We start from the raw sequence: 5,829 nt of genomic DNA, 5'->3' as shown, positions 1-5,829 counted from the left end.
TTGACATTCCATCCTCAATCATCTATTTAAACACACCGGGAAATGGCTTACTTCCTAAGCAAACACAACAGTGGCGTGCCGAGCGAGAAAAAGATTTTTATGATCCCTCGGGATTTCTTCGTGATCAACAGCCTGCTTTAATCGACCACGTTAGAGCACAGATCGCAACTAGTTTCGCTACGGAGTTAGAGAATGTGTTTTGTACACCTAATTTTTCATTTGGATTTAGCACATTGATTGATAGAATGCCTCGAAATCTTCATTATTTGTTATTAGAGGAAGACTATCCATCATTAAATTATCCAATCATTAGTCGAGGAATTCGCCACACGTTTACTGCTATCACAGAAGACCTAGAAAACACGATACTCGACGCTATAAAACGGCACTCTCCCGACGTATTGCTTTTAAGTGTTGTACAATATATTAATGGCATAAAAATCAATTTGGATTTTATCAAACAATTGAAAAAATCCAATCCCGATCTTCTTATTATAGGTGATGGAACGCAACTATTGGGGACAGAACCTATAAATTTCAAAGAGTCAGGTTTTGACGCTTTAGGAGCCAGTGGATACAAGTGGTTGCTATCCGGCTTTGGGAATGGCTTTATGATGCTTAGTCCAAAAATCAAAGATATGATCTCGAAAGCGACGGGAACCCCTCCTTCACCTAAGGAAGCCATGTGGAGCAACAAATCGTTGTTACAAACATTCTTTGAACCTGGACATCAAGACACCTTAGCCCACGGGACATTAGGACAATCCTTAGGTTTTTTGCAGAATATTGGCTTTGACAATATTCAACACTATCTCCAAAGTATACTGGACTTCACATATGAAGAACTTCAAAATCGAGATTTACTTCTACCGATTATTAAGCGTCGTAAAACGCGGTCTGCTTTGATTAACATTCAAATCGCTCCGGAGCGTTATCAAGAACTCTTAAACATGGGCGTTCGATGCTTTCCACGTGGGACCGGAATTAGAATAGGAATACACATATATAATACACTCGAAGACATTCAGCAGCTTTTGAGCATAATTGATCGAAAAAACAAAATATTATAAGCATGAAATTCAAAATTGGAGATTTGGTTCGTTTTGTTGACGAACCGATCGAAGGACATATTACGTCATTTCAACCGAATGACATTATAGGTGTTACTGACGATTCGGGATTTGAAATACCCGTATTAGCGAGCAAATTAACCCTTGTCCATGGTAATATGAGACATATTGATGACCAAGAGTCTACAATCCATCCTACAAACGACGAACCATTTGTATTTAGAGGTATATATTTAGCTATTTCTGGTGAACAGAAAGACGGATTAGCAAAATTTTACATTATAAACCACAGCTCGTTCGACCTACTAATTGCTATCTCTGAAAGTAGTGGTAATAAGCAAACTGCTCTTTTCGGAGAACACATCGTCCCGAAAGATTTCATACAGTTTCACACCGCAAACTTCAATAATATTGGAAAATGGCCTAATATGACCATTCAAATAATTCGCTATAGCCGTACTTCATTACCACTAACTCAGCCCCTCGTTATAGAACTTAAGGTCAAACCGGTGGATCTACTAGACCTAAAAGAAACAGACGAAATTATGGATTCGAAAGTGTGGCGTTTCGAATTGGATAAGCCCCAAGAGAATATTAATATCGATAAGCTTAAAGATCATTTTATTTCTCACCGTCCTAAAAAAAGATAGCTATTAATATTTATTCAAAGTTTACAAACATGACAAAATAATAGCTCATCCACATTATTCTATTCCAAAAGAATAATAGATCCATCCTAATAACAAAAACGAAAAAAGGATAATGAGTCAAAAAAGAATGGTTGCTCGAATATATACATTGTTGATTAACCGGTTGACACCGCAATTTCCAGTCAGAAAAAATGATTTATTATAATCAAATATAAAGACAAATTTCACAACCAACTTAAAATCAACACTATACATCTATTTAAAATCATTCTAAATTCAGCCTAGTGACAGATTTCTGACAGAAAAGCATTCCTTTTAATCTACATTTGCAAGAGAAAAATTATTGAGCAAAATAAAGCTTTGAAGAATCTAAAAGTTATAGCGTTCACCCACAAACATGTCGAGTTAAAAGACCTGGGTAATCTAGTTATCTGCAACGAAGAGTTGGAAGATAGACTAGCTAATCTAAAAACAAGGCTGGACATTCCAGAAATATTTTATATCGCAACATGTAACCGTGTCGAGTTTGTATTCTGTGGCGCGCATGATCTAAATGATCAATTCATTGCGGACTTTATGCATCAGATGAATTTTTGTGTACCTGCAGAACGTTTACAATGTTATCTTGGACAAGTAACCAAGTACGAAGGAATGAATGCTTTAAATCACTTGTTTCGTATGTCATGTTCTTTGGAAAGTTTGGTCGTGGGCGAGAAAGAAATTTTCGCGCAAGTACGCAAAGCTTACGAGCGCTGTCGCGAAGCGGGATTCACGGGAGACTATCTTCGTTTAATAATGGATCGTTTGGTGAAGACTGCGAAAGAGGTGTATACTTATACCAACATTTCTCGCAACCCTATATCTGTCGTTTCCTTAGCGTATCGTAAACTAAAAGAAACCAAATTACCACAAAACCCACGTATACTCGTTATAGGCTCAGGCGAAACGAATCAAAATTTAGCCAAATATCTTCGAAAGCATCAACACTGCAATTTTGTTGTGTTTAATCGCACATTGGGAAATGCCGAGAAACTGGCAAAAGAATTAAATGCCAGAGCGTACTCTCTTTCTGCTTTAGGACAATACAAAGAAGGCTTCGATGTAATGATTATTTGCACAGGATCCCCTGAATCAATCATTGATAGTAATCTATACAGCATGCTTCTTAACGGAGAGAGTGATAAAAAAATCGTAATCGATCTTGCCGTCCCTAATGATGTAGATGCAGATGTAGTTGCGAACTTCAACGTGCAATATATTGAAGTGAGTAGTCTACAAGCTATCGCGGAGAAAAACAAACAAGACCGATACAACGAACTGGCTAGTGCAGACGCTATAATTCAACAAAACATCCAAGAATTTCTGCCACTTGTAAAACAACGTCGGGTAGAATTGGCTATGCGTGAAGTCCCAGAAAAAATCAAAGAAATCAAATCGTTCGCTTTGAACGAGGTGTTTGCACAAGAAATCCAGAAACTGGATCCCCAAGCCCGAGAAACTCTTGAGAAAGTTATTAATTATATGGAAAAGAAATACATTAAAGTTCCTATGTTAATGGCTAAAGATATTTTGGTAAAGAATACCCAAGCAGAAAATAATTAACATTTTTCTCGTAATATAGCCTAATTCTGACAATGCTAGTCGGGATTGTATTCCTATTTGCCTAGCTTTGTAAGTATTTTCAACCATAAAGTATCAATAGTGAACAGAAAACTTATCATTGGAACCCGAGGTAGTCAACTTGCGATGTGGCAAGCAAATTATATCAAAGACCGATTAGCAGCAATAGGACTCGATTCTGAGTTAAAAATAATCAAGACACAAGGCGATATTATTCAACATCTTCGGTTAGACAAATTAGAAGGAAAAGGTTTTTTCACCAAAGAATTAGAAGAAGAATTACTTTCTGGACAAGTTGATTTAGCTGTTCACTCTCATAAAGATATTCCTACGATCAACCCACCTGGATTAATTATAGCAGCAGTATCGGAACGAGAAGATCCATCAGAATTGCTAATCGCACATAGAGATTGTGTAGACATCAAAAAACGATTATCCTTAAAGCACAATGCGACCGTCGGCACGTCTTCCAACAGAAGAAAAGCACAGCTTCTTTCTTTACGCCCAGATTTAGAATTCACAGATCTCCGTGGAAATATCCAAACGCGTCTTCAGAAACTGCGTGACGAAAAATACGATGCTATTGTCCTCGCGAAAGCTGGAGTAACAAGAGTCGGAATGGATTTGTCCGATTTTCATTTAGAAGAACTCCCACCAATAGAAGTCATACCTGCACCAGCGCAGGGTGTATTAGCCATTCAAATACGCGAAAGCGATCAGGAATTGGTTGGGTTATTGAAACAGATCAACGACGAAAAGGTTGCTAAAACAATCGCTGTCGAACGCAAAGTATTAAACATGTTTGATGCGGGGTGCCACGCGCCTCTAGGATGTTACTGCCGAGAAACCGAGGATGGTAAGTTTGAATCTTGGACGTCAATCGCGGATGACAATGAGGATTTTCCGAACCGCTTATACCTTCACTCTGATACGACAGAGGGTATGGCGGAGAAAATCTTTGAAAAATTCCAAAAAGATCGAAAACTGCCTTCCAGCGTTTTCATTACACGGGATCTCGACGAGAATTCTTACTTGGGACGTTTTTTAAGCAAACATCGCATTAATATCGATGCGCGTTCACTTATCAAGATCTATCCAACCATTAACAAACTTGACTCTTTTATTCTAAAACGTGCGGATTGGATATTTTTCAACAGTAAGAACGCCATAGATCACTTCTTCAAATTGGAACCGAGAATTCTAAAGAAAACAAAACTCGCGGTTCTAGGGAGGGGGTCCGAAGATGCTCTCCGTAAATACGATCGTATCGCTGACTTCTCTGGTGATAATTTGGGTATTAAGACCGAAGATATCGCCAAGGAATTCGCCCGAATAGTGGATGGACAAACGGTTTTCATTCCCAGAGCGAAAGATTCATTGTTATCAATTCAAAAAGCACTAACAGAAAATACTACCGTGATAGATATGCCTATCTACGAAACAGTACTTGAAGAGAACATCAATAAAACAAATGCTGAGGTTTTAATCTTTACAAGCCCCAGCAATGTCGCGGCATATTTTCGGGACAATTTAATAGAACCGGGCCAGCATATTATAAGTATAGGGTACTCTACTGCGAAAGCTATCGAAGATATGGGGCTATCTTACACCTTACCATTCACACCCGACGAAATTGGTCTATCCGAAGCAATCTTCGGGATTGACTATTAAATACCAATACCAGTAGTTTACAGACCAAACAGTGTTAATGTAGAAAACAGATTCGAACACATAAAATTAAATCCACATACGTATGTTACAGCGTCCAAGGAGAAACAGAAAGTCAGCAGTCATAAGAGAAATGATTCAAGAAAATCATCTTTCCGCTGCCAATCTAATTTTCCCTTTATTCATCGTTGAGGGACAACAACAAAAAACCGAAATTTCCTCGATGCCCGGTATTTTCCGTTACTCTATTGATAATCTTCTTCGAGAGATCGAAAGTTGTTTAAAATTAGGTTTAAAAAGTTTCGACCTTTTCCCGAATATTGAAGACTCGCTAAAGGATAAATATGCCTCAATAAGCTATAAAAAAGGTAATCTTTATTTACGTGCGATCGAAGAAGTCAAAAAAAATTTTCCCGAAGCATGTGTTGTTACTGATGTAGCAATGGATCCCTATAGTTCAGATGGACATGATGGAATAGTTGAAAACGGGAAAATCCTTAATGACGAAACTTTGGATATTCTAGGTAAAATGTCGCTTGCACATGCGCAGGCCGGCGCCGATATTATCGCACCATCAGACATGATGGATGGTCGTATCGGTTATATACGTGAATTATTGGATCAGAACGGTTTTAAAGACGTTTCACTAATGTCCTATACAGCAAAATATGCATCCGCATTCTATGGTCCATTTCGTGATGCCCTAAATTCAGCTCCTAAAGCAGGAGACAAGAAAACTTACCAAATGAACCCAGCGAATTCACGCGAAGCATTAATTGAAGCACAATTGGATATGGAAGAAGGTGCAGATTTTTTAATGG

General features: G+C 38.2%; 5 protein-coding genes. All 5 read left to right on the top strand.

The annotated features are described in order from the left end of the window. On the top strand, positions 1 to 1,070 hold a 1,070-nt coding region (locus HP439_RS17310; protein ID WP_172391592.1), incomplete at its 5' end, for an aminotransferase class V-fold PLP-dependent enzyme. A 2-nt stretch (positions 1,071 to 1,072) separates the two neighbouring features. Next, on the top strand, positions 1,073 to 1,720 hold the full coding sequence (locus tag HP439_RS17305) for a hypothetical protein (RefSeq protein ID WP_172391591.1): 648 nt from the start codon (positions 1,073 to 1,075) through the stop codon (positions 1,718 to 1,720). A 360-nt stretch (positions 1,721 to 2,080) separates the two neighbouring features. Then, complete coding sequence (gene hemA, locus HP439_RS17300) at positions 2,081 to 3,322, top strand: glutamyl-tRNA reductase (RefSeq protein WP_172391590.1); 1,242 nt, start codon at positions 2,081 to 2,083, stop codon at positions 3,320 to 3,322. Between the two features lie 99 nt (positions 3,323 to 3,421). Further along, positions 3,422 to 5,011, top strand: coding sequence for a hydroxymethylbilane synthase (gene hemC, locus HP439_RS17295; protein ID WP_172391589.1), 1,590 nt, complete (start codon positions 3,422 to 3,424; stop codon positions 5,009 to 5,011). Positions 5,012 to 5,093: 82 nt separating this feature from the next. After that, the coding region (gene hemB / locus HP439_RS17290) for a porphobilinogen synthase (RefSeq protein WP_172391588.1) at positions 5,094 to 5,829 on the top strand (736 nt) is incomplete at its 3' end.

Origin of the sequence: Sphingobacterium shayense (assembly GCF_013179575.1) — a bacterium.
Taxonomy (GTDB): Bacteria; Bacteroidota; Bacteroidia; order Sphingobacteriales; family Sphingobacteriaceae; genus Sphingobacterium; species Sphingobacterium shayense.
This window is presented reverse-complemented; position numbering and strand designations above follow the sequence as displayed.